The organism is Nostoc sp. DSM 114167, assembly GCF_052692655.1.
In genome coordinates this window covers 4508807-4525056 of sequence record NZ_CP195116.1, presented here as the reverse complement: position 1 = coordinate 4525056, position 16250 = coordinate 4508807, and the positions used below count along the sequence as shown (strand labels likewise).

At 38.6% G+C, this 16250-nt stretch carries 14 protein-coding genes; 9 read left to right on the top strand and 5 right to left on the bottom strand.

Features of this window, described 5'->3' with window-relative positions; all coding sequences use genetic code 11:
- The first annotated feature begins 241 nt into the window (after nucleotides 1–241).
- From NSTC731_RS19375 to NSTC731_RS19365, 3 genes are all read left to right on the top strand, one after another.
- A complete protein-coding gene (locus tag NSTC731_RS19375; protein ID WP_445626364.1) occupies nucleotides 242–1843 on the top strand; it encodes an alkaline phosphatase D family protein in 1602 nt (533 codons plus the stop codon).
- Between the two features lie 190 nt (nucleotides 1844–2033).
- Nucleotides 2034–3269, top strand: coding sequence for an AAA family ATPase (locus tag NSTC731_RS19370; RefSeq protein WP_445626363.1), 1236 nt, complete (start codon nucleotides 2034–2036; stop codon nucleotides 3267–3269).
- 8 nt (nucleotides 3270–3277) lie between these two features.
- Nucleotides 3278–3802 carry a hypothetical protein gene (locus NSTC731_RS19365; RefSeq protein WP_445626362.1) on the top strand — a complete coding sequence of 175 codons (525 nt, stop codon included), beginning with the start codon at nucleotides 3278–3280 and terminating at the stop codon, nucleotides 3800–3802.
- A gap of 42 nt (nucleotides 3803–3844) precedes the next feature.
- On the opposite strand, the gene NSTC731_RS19360 is transcribed toward NSTC731_RS19365, so the two are convergent.
- On the bottom strand, nucleotides 3845–5224 hold the full coding sequence (locus tag NSTC731_RS19360; RefSeq protein ID WP_445626361.1) for a sensor histidine kinase: 1380 nt from the start codon (nucleotides 5222–5224) through the stop codon (nucleotides 3845–3847).
- 482 nt (nucleotides 5225–5706) lie between these two features.
- Nucleotides 5707–6306: a hypothetical protein gene (locus tag NSTC731_RS19355; protein WP_445632127.1), complete on the bottom strand. Its 600-nt coding sequence runs from the start codon at nucleotides 6304–6306 to the stop codon at nucleotides 5707–5709.
- Nucleotides 6307–6540: 234 nt separating this feature from the next.
- On the opposite strand from NSTC731_RS19355, the gene dacB reads away from it, so the two are divergent.
- Both dacB and NSTC731_RS19345 read left to right on the top strand, forming a co-directional pair.
- The gene (gene dacB, locus NSTC731_RS19350) at nucleotides 6541–8010 is read left to right on the top strand and encodes a D-alanyl-D-alanine carboxypeptidase/D-alanyl-D-alanine endopeptidase (protein WP_445626360.1); all 1470 of its coding nucleotides are present in this window, start codon (nucleotides 6541–6543) and stop codon (nucleotides 8008–8010) included.
- A 156-nt stretch (nucleotides 8011–8166) separates the two neighbouring features.
- Complete coding sequence (locus NSTC731_RS19345; RefSeq protein ID WP_445626359.1) at nucleotides 8167–9096, top strand: S66 peptidase family protein; 930 nt, start codon at nucleotides 8167–8169, stop codon at nucleotides 9094–9096.
- Nucleotides 9097–9100: 4 nt separating this feature from the next.
- Here NSTC731_RS19345 and NSTC731_RS19340 read toward each other — a convergent pair whose 3' ends face one another.
- The gene (locus NSTC731_RS19340) at nucleotides 9101–9880 is read right to left on the bottom strand and encodes a class I SAM-dependent methyltransferase (RefSeq protein WP_445626358.1); all 780 of its coding nucleotides are present in this window, start codon (nucleotides 9878–9880) and stop codon (nucleotides 9101–9103) included.
- A 497-nt stretch (nucleotides 9881–10377) separates the two neighbouring features.
- On the opposite strand from NSTC731_RS19340, the gene NSTC731_RS19335 reads away from it, so the two are divergent.
- The 3 genes from NSTC731_RS19335 (at nucleotide 10378) to NSTC731_RS19325 (ending at nucleotide 13468) form a co-directional block, all read left to right on the top strand.
- A complete protein-coding gene (locus tag NSTC731_RS19335; protein WP_445626357.1) occupies nucleotides 10378–11346 on the top strand; it encodes a glycosyltransferase in 969 nt (322 codons plus the stop codon).
- Nucleotides 11347–11476: 130 nt separating this feature from the next.
- Nucleotides 11477–12130 (top strand): glycosyltransferase family 2 protein, encoded by a 654-nt coding sequence (locus NSTC731_RS19330; protein ID WP_445626356.1) that lies wholly within the window; start codon nucleotides 11477–11479, stop codon nucleotides 12128–12130.
- A gap of 18 nt (nucleotides 12131–12148) precedes the next feature.
- Complete coding sequence (locus NSTC731_RS19325; protein WP_445626355.1) at nucleotides 12149–13468, top strand: ABC transporter substrate-binding protein; 1320 nt, start codon at nucleotides 12149–12151, stop codon at nucleotides 13466–13468.
- 54 nt (nucleotides 13469–13522) lie between these two features.
- Here the strand turns inward: NSTC731_RS19325 and NSTC731_RS19320 are convergent, their stop codons facing one another.
- Both NSTC731_RS19320 and NSTC731_RS19315 read right to left on the bottom strand, forming a co-directional pair.
- Nucleotides 13523–14146, bottom strand: coding sequence for a hypothetical protein (locus NSTC731_RS19320; protein ID WP_445626354.1), 624 nt, complete (start codon nucleotides 14144–14146; stop codon nucleotides 13523–13525).
- Between the two features lie 34 nt (nucleotides 14147–14180).
- A complete protein-coding gene (locus NSTC731_RS19315) occupies nucleotides 14181–14918 on the bottom strand; it encodes a hypothetical protein (protein ID WP_445626353.1) in 738 nt (245 codons plus the stop codon).
- A 221-nt stretch (nucleotides 14919–15139) separates the two neighbouring features.
- Here NSTC731_RS19315 and hemE point away from each other — a divergent pair, with 221 nt between their 5' ends.
- Entirely contained in the window at nucleotides 15140–16201 is a 1062-nt protein-coding gene (gene hemE / locus NSTC731_RS19310; RefSeq protein WP_445626352.1) for a uroporphyrinogen decarboxylase, read from the top strand.
- Nucleotides 16202–16250 lie beyond the last annotated feature (49 nt).

The following is a 16250-nucleotide window of genomic DNA, read 5'->3' as shown; positions in this document are numbered from 1 at the left end:
TTAAAAATTAAAAATTAAAAATTAACCAACTCATAAATAAATTTAGTTGCCTGTATCCTTTTTTGTTCGGTCATGGATAAATTTGCTCACACCAGTTCATAATCAAGACTACCATTCTGATTACATCAAACTAAATATATTTTATTAACCCTTAGATAACTCAATCTTTACTTGTTGACATAACAACGTGTGGTAAACACTTATCCTGTAATACTTTAGTTAAAGGTTGCTGTTATTTAGTATGGAATATCATCACCCATTGAAGCTAAATCGGCGTCAGTTTTTGCTACATTCAGCTATCACTGCTGGCGGAATTATTTCCACAAATTTTGTCGCTAAATCACCAGTTTTTGGCGAAGCACCTGCAATTATCACCTCTGATAAAATGCGTCCTGGCATACCTTATGGCGTAGCAAGTGGAGATATATCTAACGATAGCATCGTGATTTGGAGTCGGAGCGATCGCCCCGCCAAAATGATCGTAGAATATTCTACCAGTGAGTCTTTTCGCAATGTGCAGCGAGTTGTGGGGCCTAATGCCTTAAAAGATAGCGACTTTACAGCACGACTTTATCTGAAGAATCTACCAGCAGACCAAAAATTATTTTATCGGGTGATTTTCCAAGATTTAGATTATCAAGGCACTTACAGCGCTCCTTTTTATGGCACTTTCCGAACTCCCCCCAAATCTGGGCGAGATATATTCTTTGTTTGGGGTGGCGATACTGCTGGTCAGGGATGGGGTATTAATCCTGATTTCGGTGGGATGAAAATTTACGAAACTATGCGCCAACTTCATCCCGATTTTTTCATCCATTCGGGCGATAATATTTATGCTGATGGCCCGATTCAATCAGAAGTGACTTTAGACGATGGCACTATTTGGAGAAATATCACTACACCAGAAAAATCCAAAGTAGCAGAAACTCTCACAGAATTTCGTGGCAACTATATATATAATTTGCTGGATAAAAATATCAAGCGTTTCAATGCTGAAGTTCCCATATTGGCACAGTGGGACGACCACGAAACTAGAAACAATTGGTATCCTGGGCAAATTATCCTTAACGATGACCGTTATAAAATTAAAGATGTTAACTTGCTAGCCGAAAGGGCAAGACAAGCCTTTTTAGAATATTTGCCTATTGGATATGCAAGCAATAATCCAGATAAAGCGAAAATTTATCGTTCTTTCAACTATGGCCCATTACTAGACGTTTTCATGCTGGATGAGCGCACCTACCGGGGGCCAAATTCCCCCAATAATCAGCCAGTGCCAAGTAAAGAAACAGATTTTTTGAGTAGAAAACAAGTGCAATGGTTAAAAAGGCAATTGCTGTCATCAAAAGCAACATGGAAAGTGATTGCTAGTGATATGCCTTTGGGGCTGATAGTTAAAGACGGTAGCACAGATTTTGAAGCTTGGGCGAATGGAGATGGCCCAGCTTTAGGAAGAGAATTAGAACTTGCCGATTTACTACGATTTATCAAAAACAAAAATATCCAGAATGTTGTTTGGTTAACTGCTGATGTACATTACGCAGCAGCCCACTATTACAACCCCGCTAAAGCTCAGTTTACCGACTTCAAGCCTTTTTGGGAGTTCGTTGCTGGGCCGCTTAACTCTGGCACATTTGGGCCAAACGAATTAGAAAATACTTTTGGGCCACAATTAGTATTTCAAAGCCTTCCTCCAGGTACAAAAGCAAATCGACCGCCAAGTGAAGGTTTGCAATTCTTTGGAGGAGTTAAAATTAATGGAAATACAAAGGTGATGACGGTAACATTGCGTAACTTGGCTGGGGAGACTGTTTACAGTGTAGATTTACCGCCAGAAAAATAAATCGCCAAAAGCATAGTGAAATTTAGCCAGTGAGATAGAGTAATGACGCAATTTTTTACTTTGTCTGCTGGTTTTTCTATTTTTTGGGTGGGATGTTGAAGGATGAAAAAATTGTGCGATGCCTGGGTTGGGCTTTGCCAACGCCACTGATAGGAGCTAAATTTAGGTAGGTAGAGTTTTGGAGCTGATCATGCTTAAGCAACTCATCTTAGAAAATTGGAAAAGTTTCCGTTATGCAGAGCTTCCACTTGACCCATTGACTGTTGTGATTGGGACAAATGCAAGTGGTAAGTCTAATATGGTTGAAGCTTTGGAATTTTTACAAAGAATAGGACGAGGTGAGAATATTGAAGCGGCGTTAGCAGGAGATAAAACGCTTAGTTCTATTCGAGGTGGTGTAGAATGGGCAGCACTTAAACCAGAAACTAAATTTACGCTCAACGTGTTAGTAAATGGAAAGTATACTAAAGCTGATTACCTCTACACTATTACTGTGGAAACTAAACCGCATACGCAGCTTTTAGATGAGTCTTTAACACTAATTAAACATAGCTTGAATAAGAATGAAGAACCATATATAGAAAAATTATTCCAAACAGATAACCCATCATCTAATACTCCCAATATTACTGTACATTTATATGATACAAATATTATAAAATCACAAGAGTTTAGGCGCAATCGGTCTATACTTAGCCAGTTGATAGGGCTTTCTATGAAAATGGTTGAAGCAATTAATGTTGTTTCTCAAAGTCTAGAAAATATATTTATTTTGGAATCTATTCCTTCTAAAATACAAAATTATTCACCACTATCTGACAAGTTGGAAAGTGATGGCTCTAACATTGCTGGTGTCTTAGCAGCATTAACTGAAGAACGAAAAAATGAAGTAGAATTAACTCTATCTCACTACATCAAATATTTACCAGAAAGGGATATTAAAAAAGTATGGGCAGAACCAGTTGGTAGACTTAACACTGATGCGATGCTTTACTGTGAAGAAGAATGGAAACCTGGAGAGATGAGACTGATAGAGGCTAAAATTATGTCAGATGGAACTCTCAGCTTTCTAGCAATACTCACAGCATTACTTACTCAACCTGAAGGTAGTCAAATAGTAATTGAAGAAATAGATAATAGGCTGCATCCCTCGCGTGCAGAATTACTTGTAAGGATACTACGAGAAATTGGTCAAAAAAGAAAAATCGATATTTTACTTACTACCCATAACCCAGCTTTGCTTGATGCTTTAGGCCCAGAGATAGTTCCTTTTGTGATTGTCGCACACCGCGATTCTGAAACTGGAGAAAGCAAGCTTACACTTTTAGAAGATATTGATAATTTCTCTAAGTTATTTGCATCATATTCTTTGGGCGATATGACAACTAAAGGTGCAATTGAAAGAAGCCTTTCTCGTAATGAATAGTTACTAATATGAGAAAGGTGCTACTAATCGATACATCCCTTTTATGCGTTTGGTTGCAAGTTCCAGGTAGAGAAACTGCTGGTAATAATGAATGGGATTTTGAGCGTGTAAATCAAAAAATTCAGGTAGAAATCGACAAAGCAACAACGCTGGTACTTCCTTTAGCTGCCGTTATAGAAACGGGTAATCACATTGCACAGGCTAAAACAACTAATTCAGAAAGTAAACGTATAGCAGCTCAAAAATTTGCCGAAATTATGACTGATGCAGCTGATGAGACTACACCTTGGGCAAAGTTCCGTGAGCAAATTGTTCTTTGGGAAGAAGAAGAATTGAAAAACTTAGCCGCTAAATTCCCCAATCAAGCTGTAGAAAAGACTTCTATGGGTGATGCTAGCATTGTCATCTTGGGTTGGCACTATCACCAAAAGGGTTTTCATGTAGAGTTTTTAACTGATGATGACAAGCTAAAATCTCAAGAACCACCTCCACCACAGCCACCTACGCGTCGTAGTAGCCGAACAAAAAGGTAAAATATCCTTGAGCGATTATTATTTACCCAAAATAGAGATTTTTTAACTAACTTTTCCGGAATTAAGTTTGACAGGAATTGTAATAATAAACTCGGTTCCTTCTTTTACGCTAGATATACATTGCAGTTGACCACAATGTTTTTCTACAACAATTTGATAGCTGATAGATAGCCCCAATCCAGTGCCTTTACCGACGGGTTTAGTAGTGAAGAAAGGGTCAAATAATCGCTTTTGTATATCTTTGGGAATTCCTATACCATTATCGGCAATGCTAATAACTACTTGCTGATTGTCTGTGACTTCAGTACGAATACGAATTAAAGGTGATTTTAGATTTGAATAAGCTGATTCCAAATTTTCGGAGATAGCATCAATTGCATTTGTGAGAATATTCATAAATACTTGATTTATTAACCCAGCATAGCATTCTACTAAAGGGAGTTTTCCATATTGTTTATCAATAGTAATTATCTGACCTATTTGCTGATTTACGAGACGGCTTTGTAATATTATTAGAGTACTATCAATACCTTCATGAATATCAACTATCTTTTTATCAGATTCATCAAGGCGAGAGAAATTGCGTAATGAAAGAACTATCTCTTGGATACGCTCAGTACCAAACTTCATAGAATCAAGAAGCTTGAGGTAATCAGCAGTTAAAAATTCTAGTTCCATTTCTGCGATCGCAGCTTCAATTTCTGCTACTGGTGTAGGATAATGGTGTTGGTATAAGCTAATTAATTGTAGTAAATCTTGAGTGTAGTTGAGTGCATAAACAAGGTTGCCAGCAATAAAGTTCACAGGGTTATTGATTTCGTGTGCAATGCCAGCAACAAGTTGTCCCAAAGCAGCCATTTTTTCATTTTGAATTAATCGCGCATAGTTATTCTTAAGGTTACGAAAACCTACTTTAGCAATTCTAGATTGTTCTTCTACTTTTTCTAGTTGAGCTAATGTTAAAATATGAATTTGGGAATAAGCTAAAAGTAAATGATGGAAATCGAGGAGCTTATAACTACCTAACTGAGTTTCTATTAAAATCGGCTCATATACAAATTGAGGTTCTCGCTGCAAAGCTAGCTTATTTGCTTCTACAATGAGTGTATTCTCAGAAATTATACACACATCTGGCTGAAGAAAGTTAATCAGATTAATTGCAGGCCGTTTAGAAAATAGTGGGAAACTATAAGGACGACTCATGTGTTCAAAAAATCTTTGTCGAGAAATCATCCCCAGATAGTCATGATTTTTCACCAGGATAATTCCTGGTAGTAAAGGCTCTTGCTTAAAGAGTGTATTCAAATCATTTGCTGGACTATCTGCTTCGACGTAAACAGACCAAAGTGGTAATTCTTGCAAAGTGGACTCTAATTGCAAGTTCAAATTATTAGCATTTGTCATGCTATGTATTGCCAACATAGTTTAAATCCTTAACCTTGAGTTAACATTTCTGATAACACTCTGAATCAGCATTACGATAATTGCAAAGTTAATCAAACTTATATTTCCCTGATTACTGCTGAAAATTACAGTTATGCTGTAAAACTGCTGATATTAGTGCATCCGGTTCTTTTCTATGCTGGACAATTGATACTAATTAGAATCCCCTGTTATCTGTTAGTTAACCATGTGATGTTAGAATTATGATTTATTTAGAATATTTAAAATTATTTTGGAATACGCTCTTACCAATGATTAATAAATAAATTCAACCGCAGTCATAAGCAACACTAATGAAGTCAAAGATAAAGTAATTAAAAAAAAGTTTTGAAAATTTGGTTATCTCTCAGACTGCTGCTTACAGTTGCAGGCTTACTGTTTAGAGAAGTAAAGCATTATCTTGTACAATCAACGACTAATGACTCCCCTAGATGGGGAGTTATTTGATATCAGTTAGCTAGCTAAGGTGAAATTGGTACGTTTTTAAATGCGGCTGTATCTGGCACAAAAATGTCCAAGTTATTAACACCATCGGGAACTCTTAGCCAGATATAAGCATCTGCGGAGGCTTGTGGACGTACTGGGAACAAAGAAACGCTTCCTGTTGAGCGATTAAGAGCAACTCCTTTGTAGGTTACGCTAGTTTCAGGATTGCGGGCTGTTGTACTAGCTACCGAGATAATATCGCTACCAACAACTCCGTCTGTGGCAAGGCGACGAATCCGCATTTGCAGATTTACCACATCACGGTTTCCAGTTTCTGGGTCTTTAATTCGTTTTGCTGAAAGTAACTCAACTTCTGCCTTTTTGCCAAAAGCAGGCTGCACAAATTGGCCAGGACTAATTGCTGATGTTGTAGCACTAGCTGGGGATGGTGAGACAGTTGCTTGTGGAGAAGTTGTAGCTGTAGGACTTGGGACTTGAGTGGGAATGGTGTTACTGGCTGTACTAGTAGTATTTAGTGTTTGCCGTAACATAAAAACTTCATAAGCTACATAGCCGCTACATCCCAAAGCCAAAGTAGAGAGTAATACAGCTACACCAGATAAAAATGTACTCACACCATTGCCTCGATTTCGTATTTCTGTATATGCAGGTTGACTTAGGTTTCGATTTTGTAGTCCCATAAATTATGTTTATGCGTAGGCGCAGCCCGTCGTAGACATCGCCTATGTATGAAACATGTGAACATCTTCCCTATACTAATTAAGTAACTTTACTGAGCCAATTCTTCTCTCTCCGGAAAGAAATTGTTTGCAAAGTAAAAATATCTGTCTTTGGGATAAGGAAAATTGGTGAGACTTAAGACTTTAAATCAACCACTGGGTGTTTTGTTAATATTTTTGACTAGCCAGATAGGATTTAGTTCTATTGCGAAAGCACAAACCCCAGTTGCACCAACAACTAGCAGCAAATCAATTTGCTCTAGCCAACTGGGAACAGCTATAGATGCTGTAATCAATCGTCCCTTATTTAGTCGGGGGCGCTGGGGAATTTTGATACAACCTCTGTCAACGGGGCCAACTCTTTACAGTCGAGATGCTCAAAAATATTTTACTCCTGCGTCTAACCTGAAATTGCTGACGACAGCAGCCGCGTTGCAGGAATTGGGTGCTAATTTTCGGATTCGCACCTCTATTTATCAGAATGGCAATGGTATTTTACGTGTTGTCGGCAGGGGAGATCCGAGTTTAAGTGATACTGAACTGCAAAAATTGGCACAGCAGTTAAAACAGAAAGGTATTACTCAAATTCAGCAGTTGAGTGCTGATGATAGTTATATTCAAGGTGATATTGTTAACCCCACCTGGCAATGGGAAGATGTGCAATCAAGTGATGGCGTACCAGTTAGCAGCTTTATTCTGAATAAAAATATTTTTAGCTTTAAACTTGCACCACAGGCTGTAGGTAAATCTTTGCAAGTGCTGTGGATCGATCCTGGCGAAGCAAAACAGTGGCGGATAATTAATCAGTCAGTAACCGTCCCTCAAAATCAACCGAGCTACGTCAATGTCACCCGCGAATTATCAGGAACAGTATTACGAATTCAAGGACAACTGACAACGAATTCTGAAGAATCTTTAATAGATTTACCTGTAGTTGACCCAAATTATTACTTCTTACGACGTTTCCGTACTGTCTTAGCAACAGAAAAAATTACTTTGGGACAGACATTAGTAGTAAATGGTGGTGTGAATCAACAGGAAATAGCATTTGTAGAGTCGCCACCTTTAGCTGAATTATTAGCAGAAACTAATTTAAATAGTAATAATCTTTATGCTGAAGCATTGCTGAGAGCATTAGCTGTGAAAAAGACTAGACTTAAAAATCAGACTACTGCTGATGTCGGTTTAGAAGTTGTCAAAGCAAGTTTAACTAAATTGGGGATCGATCCAGCTAATTACATTTTGGTCGATGGTTCAGGTTTATCACGTCGTAACTTAGTGACACCAGAAGCTTTTGTCCAAATTCTGCGGGGAATGGCAAAAACCCCAACAGCATCTATATATCGCGCATCTTTACCCGTCGCGGCTAAAAGTGGAACTCTGAAAGGCCGCTTTCAAGATACACCTGCTGAGGGCATTGTGCAAGCAAAAACAGGTACGTTAACGGGTGTAGTTTCTCTATCTGGATATCTGAATGCGCCGAAATATGAGCCGCTAGTTTTTAGTATTATCGTCAATCAGTCGGATCAATCTGCAACAGTTATACGGCAGGCAATTGATGAAGTTGTTGTGTTGTTAACACAGTTGCAGCATTGTTAATATTAGACATCTTGCAAAAGTAACTTTGGCAAGATATTGGGGTGCATGTTAAAGGTTACTGGGTTTGGGAAAATTCCATACCTTTACCCTTTAACCCTTAACATGCACCCTACTTCTGCAAGAAGTCTATTATACTTTTCACTCATAACTTTTTTCATGCCAGCCAAAATCTTACCACCGCTCCTAAAACCTGGAGACTTATTACGAGTAATTGCCCCTAGTGGTGCTTTGCGAGAATTTGAAGAATTTAAACAGAGTCTAGAAATTTGGCGATCGCGTGGCTATCAACTAGAAATCAGCCCACAGATAGATGACAAATGGGGTTATCTAGCTGGAAAAGATGAAACCCGCCGTCAACAGCTAGCAGCAGCATGGCAAGATCCTGATTGTCGTGGTATTCTCTGTGCCAGAGGTGGTTTTGGCAGCACCCGCATCTTAGAAAATTGGAATTGGGCAAATTCAGAGCCTCCCAAGTGGCTCATAGGCTTTTCTGATATCACAGCTTTATTATGGAGCCTTTATACAGCAGGAATTTCCGGCGTTCACGGCCCGGTAATGACAACTTTAGCAGATGAGTCAGATTGGTCAATTAAGCGATTATTTGATTGGGTAGAAGGTGGTTCTTTTACCCCTCTCAAAGGTTGCGGTTGGGGTGGTGGTGTGGTTCATGGTACTTTATTGCCAGGTAATCTCACAGTGGCTACTCACCTTTTGGGTACACCAATCCTGCCACATCTTGATGGTGTAATTCTGGCCTTCGAGGATGTTACCGAAGCACCTTATCGCATCGATAGGATGCTGACGCAGTGGCGTTTGAGCGGTGCTTTGTCTCAAGTCTGCGGTATTGCATTGGGCGGTTTTACTCGCTGTGAAGCGCCGCCAACTATATCTAGTTTTAGCGTAGAAGAAGTATTGCGCGATCGCCTGGGCGATTTAGGGATTCCCATTGTCTCCGATTTGCCTTTTGGCCACGATAATCCCAATGCAGCCTTACCAGTGGGTGTAGAGGTAACTTTAGATGGGGATGCAGGAATATTAGCGATCGCGCATCCCCATGAAGTTAAAATCAGATCCGCTTGTGGTTAAACAGTCATAATCCACTCACAGAATAATGTTCTAAATGCTTTGGTAAATTCCAATTAATTTTCGGATCTGGCTGATGTTTTACTGGTTCAACATTTCCTCGCCAAGCAGCGCCCATAATTTGCATAGTTTGGTAAATGATTGTATTCCAACCTTTTTGCTTTAAGTAGTCTAAACCTTGTGCTACATCAGGGGAAGTTAAATCATGGAACAAAATTAAAGCATCGTCCTCTGCCAATGGTTCACAAACAATCGTATCATTAAGCGGAGCAGGTGCTTCATGATCGCCATCAATGAAAATTAATGACCACTTGTGTTGTAATTCTTTAGCTAACTCTTCTACCCTTTGTGGGCTATAACCAGCTACTAAATTAACTGAGTCAAGAACATTAGCAAATCGTAGGGAATTACTTACACTTTCATAAACATCTTCTCTGACTAGAAAAGGATCGATTACATCTAATTCCACTCCACCCAATGCCAGATGACAGGCAGACCAACCGCGCAAACAACCAATTTCTAAAGCTTTTTTTCCGGAAAATCTGAGTGCCGTATTATATAAAATATGTGCTTCATCTCTATTGAGGAACCCTATAAATGGCTCATCTATATCCACATACCATTTATGGGGAATATCTCGACGTAAATAAGACCAATAACAGTTATTAATGTCTCCAATAACCATATTGGGGAAAGCTGAATCAGGATAAACTATTTCAAATTCAGGTGAAATATAGTCCCAACTAGACAAAGAGATATTTTGAACAACTTCATTAGTATTTGCCATTATTAATTTTTCTCCCAAGATTAATTATGTACTAATTTTGTTAGCTTTACCAATTAAATTAGGACTTACGCACACTCTACGAATTCTCGGCGCTCTTGGCGGTTCGATAAATTAAGCTTTTTAGCAATTTTTGCGTAACTCCTATAAATTACGGAAATTAGCATTAACAGTAACATACTATGGTTCAATAGTTAATACTAAGACCAACTCGAATATCCAAATAAAGGTAATCGCCTCTAGTGTGGGACTGCGGCAATTAGAGCAGAGCATCGATTCAAAAATCACAAACCTAACCTTCCAGACTGCTTACTTACGAGATAAGTAGAGCAACACTTACCTCTTGCAACCGAGCAAGGATTGGAAAAGAAAATCTTTCAGGAACGCTAAATTGTCATTTTCAGCCAAGCTTAAAATAAATGCGATCGCATTATAAATACAATCGAAAATAGCTTATAATAACCAAGTCATTCTCCTGATTATAAAACTAAAGCTTTTTTATGAAAATTGCCCTCGTAGCTTGGGGTTATATCCCTGAACCCCCTCTATCACATTCTGTTTTAACTGTGATAACTGAATACAAAAATTTTTTAGAAACAATTGGACATCAAGCCGATATCTTAAACAAGAAAGATGTTAACGAAGTTATAGAATATATTAATAATAATAATTATGATTTTGTGCATTTACACGCCTACAGCTTTGTCAGCGAGTTTAATCGAAACCTTAAACAGAAGTATTGTTTTACCTGCCATGATGGTTATTTGTTTAAAACAGATAAATGGAATGAGGAATTTAGAGAAGCATATCAACATTATTTTAATGCACCTGGAATAATTGCTCTTTCTCATTTAACAAAAGATTTTTTCTTGAACGCAGGGTATTCTGGATACATCGCAGTGCAAGTAAATGGTATTGATACTCAGAAAGTAAATTTTCAACCTCAAGGGAATAATAAAGCTATTTGTTTAGGTTGGATTCAGCCAAGAAAACAGCAGAAATTACTGGCAAAAATTATAAATGGAAAGATTGCAATAGATTTTGTTGGTCCTCTAGACGATCCTGATTTTATTCAAGGAACAACCACAAAATATTTAGGTGTATGGAGTTTAGAACAGGTTTATTCTCGGCTCACAGATTATAGCTGTTTAGTTTTAATTAGTGAAGGAGAAGTTGCACCACTCGTAGTATTAGAAGCAATGGCAGCAGGTTTATGTATAGTTGTTTCCGAATCTGCTAGCGCTAATTTGCATCACCAAGAATTCATTAAAATTTTGCCAGATAATATTTTAACTGACACCACAGCAGAAGCTCACAAAATTGTTACCGATACAATTAGCGAGATGATTGAGAAAAACCAATATTATCGTGCACAAATTTTAGAATATGTTCGAGAAAACTTTGATTATAGCCGGATAATTTCTCATTATAATGATATCATGCACGAATTTATAAACTTACACAGCTAAGGAGTAATTTTTCAGCCTGTTAATAACTTGGTTCTGTTCAACACAGCTTAATACTTTACCCCTCAATAATTAAAAATCCCTCTTTTATTAGTGGGATTATTGTGCGAACAATTACGATGATGATTTAAAAATGGAAACTGTAGTTTTTGATTTCAATCATGAAGTGTCAATTATCCTCTGTACCTATAATCGGGCAAAATATTTAAACAATTGCATTGATAGTGTGATTGCTCAAAATTTTCAAGATTGGGAACTGATTATAGTGGATGATGGCAGCCAAGATAATACTTTTGAAATTGTAAATTATTATATTCAAAAATTTCAAAATATCCGATATTTGAAACACCAAAATAGGAAGCTGTGGTATGCTAAAAATGTAGGAATACAGGCATCTTTCGGCAAATATATAACATTCTTAGATAGCGATGATGCGTACAAAGTAAATCATCTGGATGCGCGAATTGAATATATGAGAGCTAATCCAGAAATTGATTTGATTGAAGGTGGATTTGCCACAGAAGAAGAAGTTTGGGTTGCAGATTATTTTCAACCAGGTCAAAAAATTAATCTCCGAGAATGTGTTTTAGGGCCAACATTTTTTGGAAAGAGACAGGTATTTTTTGAGGTGAAAGGATTTAATAATATTGCATACGGAGAGGATACAGACTTTTGGTATCGGGCGGCAAAAATATTTAGAACTGAAAAAGTAACCGAACCCCAAACTTATATTTACACAAGAGCAGAAACTAGTATTACCAAAAGTGTTCTGGAGAATATTTCTTAATCTGATTAACTATCTGGTATGAAGATTATCCTTTTTCTATCCCAAATAAGCCATTATTCTCGCCGATTCATCGCTTCTGGTTGGCGGATATTACTTCTAGGGATTGTTCTAAGTTCGTTCCTAATATTTTTATCTGGTTGTCAGGGACTAGTACAGAAGGATGATGGAGTAATTCATTTAACCCTATGGCAAGCAATCAATCCCCCTGCTAATCGGGATGTGTTTGAAAAACTGGTAGACAAATTTAATCAGACTCATACTGATGTGCAGGTAGAATCTGTCTTTTTAGCTCAACCCCACTTGCCAAAAATATTAACAGCTGTTGTGGGTAATGTGCCTCCAGATATCTTGGCATTCTATCCGCAAATTACAGGTCAGTTAGCAGATTTAAGGGCAATTATACCTTTAGAATATTGGTTGAAAAAATTGCCTCTAAAGTCAGAAATCACCCCTAACTTACTTGAAGAATTGCAATTAGATGGTCATCTTTGGTCGGCTCCATTATATACAAGTAACATCGGTATTTTTTACAGACCTAAGCTTTTTGAAGCTGCGGGAATTACACAAACGCCCAAGACTTGGGAAGAATTGAGAGAAGTTGCCAAAAAATTAACCATAGACCGCAATGGCGACAACCGACCAGAACAGTACGGAATTCTACTGCCTTTAGGGAAGGGAGAATGGACTGTTTTTAGCTGGTTTCCTTTTTTATTGAGCGCTGGCGGAGAAGTACTGACAAATAACCGACCGAATTTAACGAATGCTGGAGCGCTGAAAGCTTTACAATTCTGGCAGCAGCTATTAAAAGATGGTTCAGCAATGCTTTCTTCTCCAGAACGGGGTTATGAAGAGGATGCCTTTATAGCGGGTCGGGTTGCTATGCAAATTACGGGCCCTTGGACTTATATCACGAAATCTAACGTTGATTACGACGCATTTTCCATACCTACAAATGTTGGTCAAGCTACGGTGACAGGTGGCGGAAATCTTTATGTGATGAAGACTACACCAGCCAGAGAGCAAGCTGCACTCAAGTTTTTAGAATATGTTTTGAGTGAAGAATTCCAAAAAGAATGGAGTATCGGTACCGGTTTTTTACCAGTTAATCTTAAAGCTGCACAAAGTGAAGCTTATCAGCAATTCCTCAACCAAAAATCTTGGTTAAAAGTGTTTATAGAACAAATTCCTCTAGCTGGTGCTAGACCGATTATCGCCGGATATAGCCGTCTTTCTGACAGTCTTGGTCGAGCTATCGAGGCTACATTGCTGGGTGAATCTCCCGACAAAGCTCTCAAAATAGCACAAGAGCGTTTAGAAACTATTTGGGATAACAATTAAATGGGACTGGGTAACTCGTGGTCTCCTTTGGGGTGCAGTGGCTTGAGTATATAATTAACTACCAGCATTGGTAAGAATTCCTACAAGCACTCGCACTAATTCTTCCAAACCTTCAGGAACGCGATAAAGTTTGATATCTTGGATGACCCGTTTATCTTGCCGATAAAATATTCCAAATCGCCAATCTTCTCCATTTGTTACAGCACCATACAAAGTTGGTGTTTGCGAATCTGTCCATTGGTCGAGTGCTATCAATTCAATTGCAAGTTGAGTAAATCCCCGGCTTAAATCGGATTGCTTGGCTTCAACCACTAACAGGGAATTGAAAGATGAAATATAGTAATCAAAACTTCCTTTGAGTTGTTCGCTAACATTAATGGGGTACTCAATGTTTAGTTGAGTTTGCGTTTGGTCGCAAATTTCCAACAAAATAGGAGCAATTAAAACTTCACGTTTTGCAGCTTCACTGATAGGATTTACGCGCATGATATTGCGCCGTAAGTAACGCTGTAAAAATTCTAAATAGTCAATTACGCCTGAATATTGTGGTAGTTGTAACGATGCGCGTTCGTAACTACATCCCAGTTCCGCCAAGATATCTGCTGGGGTATATGGTAATTCAAAATACTTACTAAATTTATAACTTTGACCGGGTTGGAGAATGCGCGGGCGAGTCATAAATATTAAGGTGATGAAATATATTCGATAAAAGTTAGGAAGAAATTCCAGTTTTGGGATGTAAATTTCTTTTTAATCTACACAAACCAATTGCTGGTATAGCTCCTAAAATCGCTGCTGTCAGTCCTTGTCCACTCCAATATAGTATGGGAGTACGGTAAGTTTCTGGAATCAAATTTTGCACAATAAAAAGCAACCAAACCAAAATAGTAATCCAGAAAAAAGAGATTGAGGGTACAAAATTCCACCACCAAATACCTGCTGTATATCGCCTCAACACCAGCCATTGGCAAATCCCTAGCCAAATTCCAGAAATTATATATGCGATCGCAGACAAAAATCCAAAAATCAAAGTATCTTCAGAAGCTGATGAGGCAATGGTTGAAATGTAGTTAATCCAGGCTGTAGAAACGCCGTTGGCAATCAGCCAACCGACACTAGTAGCAAATAACCACTGCCAACCCGGTAAATATCGGTAAAGGACAAGAGCTTGATCCGCAGCGAAAATCACGGCAAATACAACGTTACTAAGGCTTCTAACCAAAATGCTCCATGTTTGTGGTTGATTAGCAACGTTAGATGAAAGACTTTGGAGAATAATTTTCTCTAAAGCGATACTGGCAACGCCACCGACAACCCATCCGATGAGGGTCATTAAGGTAAACTGAATAAAGAACCTCTGTCGCTGCGATCGCGGAATCAAATACTTTCCTGGATTAGGCTCATTATTAGCAGATGCAACACGATCGGGACTGTTAGAGTCAGTTTCCATAGGGAATTAAAAAAGTAGATAGTGGAGACAACACAAAAGAGTGACGAAATTCTTTTATATTCCACTTTCTTTATTAATTCTTGTTTTATCGCATTTCCGACCCGATTTTCCTTTGGTGTCAAGGGACTAGGGCTTTTGCTGATAACTTGCTAATAAAGCGTAATCCCAGAATGATAAGCTAAACAGTGGCATAAAAGTTGTGACTTAGGATGAAGTGATAAATGGGTGTTTATTCAACGACTCCTCATCTCTTACGGGCTGCTCGTGGTGAAGTAGTAGATCGTCCCCCTGTATGGATGATGCGACAAGCGGGACGATATATGAAAGCATATCGAGACTTAAGAGAAAAGTATCCTTCGTTTCGCGATCGCTCCGAAATTCCAGAAGTAGCAATTGAAGTTTCTTTGCAACCCTGGAGAGCTTTCCAACCAGACGGAGTAATTTTATTTTCTGATATTGTCACCCCACTACCTGGTTTGGGGATTGACATGGACATCGCCGAAGGTAAAGGGCCAATCATTCACTCACCTCTGCGCACTCAAGAACAAATTGATAATTTGCATCCTTTAGAACCAGAAGCAGCTCTACCATTTATCAAAACAATATTGCAAGCGTTGCGTTCGGAAGTAGGCGACAAATCAACGGTGTTAGGCTTTGTGGGTGCGCCGTGGACGTTAGCAGCTTATGCAGTCGAAGGAAAAGGTTCTAAAACCTACTCCATCATCAAAAATATGGCATTTTCAGATCCGGCGATATTGCATCAATTATTAGCTAAATTAGCAGATGCGATCGCCATCTATGCCCGCTACCAAATTGACTGTGGCGCTCAAGTTGTGCAAATGTTCGATTCTTGGGCGGGTCAATTGAGTCCTCAAGATTATGACACCTTTGCTCTCCCCTATCAGCAGCGAGTTTTCCAGCAAGTTAAGCAAACCCATCCCGATACACCTTTGATTTTGTTAGTTAGCGGTAGTGCAGGTGTGTTAGAAAGAATGGGACAATCTGGGGCTGATATTGTTACTGTAGACTGGGCAGTAGATATGGCAGACGCAAGAGCCAGATTGGGTAAACAAATGAAAGTGCAAGGAAATCTTGACCCAGGCGTGTTATTCGGCTCTAAACAGTTTATCCGCGATCGCATTCTTGATACGGTTCGCAAAGCTGGCAATTGGGGTCACATTCTCAATCTCGGTCACGGTGTCTTACCAGAAACTCCCGAAGAAAATGTCGCTTTCTTCTTTGAAACTGCGAAGGAATTGAATCTTGCAGGAGTTAAGAGTTAGAAGTCATACAATTTTAGATTTTAGATTTTAGATTTTAGATTTTTCCTGC